The 1,586-nt window shown below is 40.4% G+C and carries 2 protein-coding genes; one reads left to right on the forward strand and one right to left on the reverse strand.

From position 1 onward, the window contains the following. Positions 1–403 precede the first annotated feature (403 nt). Entirely contained in the window at positions 404–817 is a 414-nt protein-coding gene (locus tag H6S82_RS32440; protein WP_190466003.1) for a response regulator, read from the forward strand. A gap of 113 nt (positions 818–930) precedes the next feature. Here the strand turns inward: H6S82_RS32440 and H6S82_RS32445 are convergent, their stop codons facing one another. Beyond that, the gene (locus tag H6S82_RS32445; RefSeq protein WP_190466001.1) at positions 931–1,473 is read right to left on the reverse strand and encodes a dual specificity protein phosphatase; all 543 of its coding nucleotides are present in this window, start codon (positions 1,471–1,473) and stop codon (positions 931–933) included. Between the last annotated feature and the right edge of the window lie 113 nt (positions 1,474–1,586).

Below are 1,586 nucleotides of genomic sequence, written 5' to 3' on the forward strand. Positions count from 1 at the left end.
CAAAGGTTTAGCTTTTTCTCAACTTGTTGCCATTGGCTCTTCGATCGGCTAGTATCGACAATCTGTTACCCACCTTGTTTAATACCTACTTGCTTTCTTGGGTTACGTAATTTTAAGGAGCTGACGCCCCTATACCATAGATGAGCATTACGATATATATCGCTGGTTAGTTTTAATATTTATTTTAATTTGTTTAACTAATTATTACAATTATTTTTTAACTATTCTTAAGCTGATTTAACAAAATTCAATATAATTGTAATTGTAACTTGCAACTCTTGAGAAACTGGAAAAAATTTAATCAAAGTGCTATATCTCTCCGCTCTTGCGTAGATTAACGTCTGCTAGCAGAACAAGTTAAAGTTGTGTTAGTAGGGTAGAGTAAAAAACTGGAACAAAAATTATGTCTTCAAGTTTAGATCGTATGCCGACAATCTTAGCAGTGGATGATAGCGTCGTCACCCAAGAAATGGTCAAACGCGCTTTATCCACAGACTATCGGGTTCTCGTGGCAGGAAATGCTGTAGACGCCTTGGCAATGATTTACCACGAGAAAATTGCTGTATTATTACTGGACGTTTCCATGCCCGGTATTGATGGTTTGGAATTTTGCCGCACGGTGCGTAACTTACCGCAGTTTCGCGAACTACCCATTATAATGCTAACGGCAAGAGACAAACTGTTTGACAAAGTGCAAGGACGTCTGGCAGGTGCGACAGAATATTTAACTAAACCGTTTGATAGCAATCAATTGCGTCAGGTAGTAGGTAAGTTTGTCAGTGTTAACTTACCTTCGGAAGTTCAAGGAGAAGCCTAAATAAATTTTAGATTTTAGATTTTAGATTTTAGATTTTACATAGGGGTTTCCCTATCCAATTTGTGGGAGCTAAATCAACCATTACTTGAGGTAAAACAAAATTATTGATATTATCACTGCCGACCTTCAGTGTCGCGGGAGTCTTCTTGCACAGGCGCGATAAATTCCCGGATGGCACGCAACGCAGCAGGATGGGGCAAAGAATTGGGATGGACTTGTTTGAGCCAGTTAGCTGCTTCCCAGAGTTCCATTTTTTCATATTTGCACAAATAAGCAATACAAACGGTAGGCGATCGCTCGATTCCTGCCAAACAATGAACGTAGGTTGGCATAGATTTCTCCAAATTTTCGCGCACAACCGTCACCGCTCCGGCTAGTTCTTCTACGGTCATCTCATTTGTATAAAATCTATCCGGTAACACCAAACGCAAACATTGAAAATTATCGGTAATATCTTTTGGCAAAGCTCCTTCTTGTTCGGCACACAGAGTCAGCACAAATTTAATATTAGCTTTTAAAAGTGCAGTAGAGTCACCAGGTTGGGGTAATCTGCCTACAGCCAGCTTTCCAGGGAGTACCCAGTCTATGGAAAGTGCCTTTATCGGGGAAGAAGATTTGGTTTCGATTCCCAGGAGTCGTCTGACTTGGTTAATCATTTGTGGGGGAAAGACCTTAACTTTAGCTTTGGGTAGGTGACAGCGGCGATTTGCTGTGCCTGTTTTAGCTATAGCATACTTTGGATATATTCGGATAAGTTATATCGAGCGAT

The sequence above is a fragment of the Planktothrix sp. FACHB-1355 genome (assembly GCF_014748295.1).
GTDB lineage: Bacteria > Cyanobacteriota > Cyanobacteriia > Cyanobacteriales > Aerosakkonemataceae > Aerosakkonema > Aerosakkonema funiforme_A.

What these genes read in the sequence shown, in the direction of transcription:
- H6S82_RS32440 (WP_190466003.1), top strand. Translation starts at nt 404, where the DNA reads ATGTCTTCAAGTTTAGATCGTATGCCGACAATCTTAGCAGTGGATGAT.
- H6S82_RS32445 (WP_190466001.1), bottom strand. Translation starts at nt 1,473, where the DNA reads ATGATTAACCAAGTCAGACGACTCCTGGGAATCGAAACCAAATCTTCT.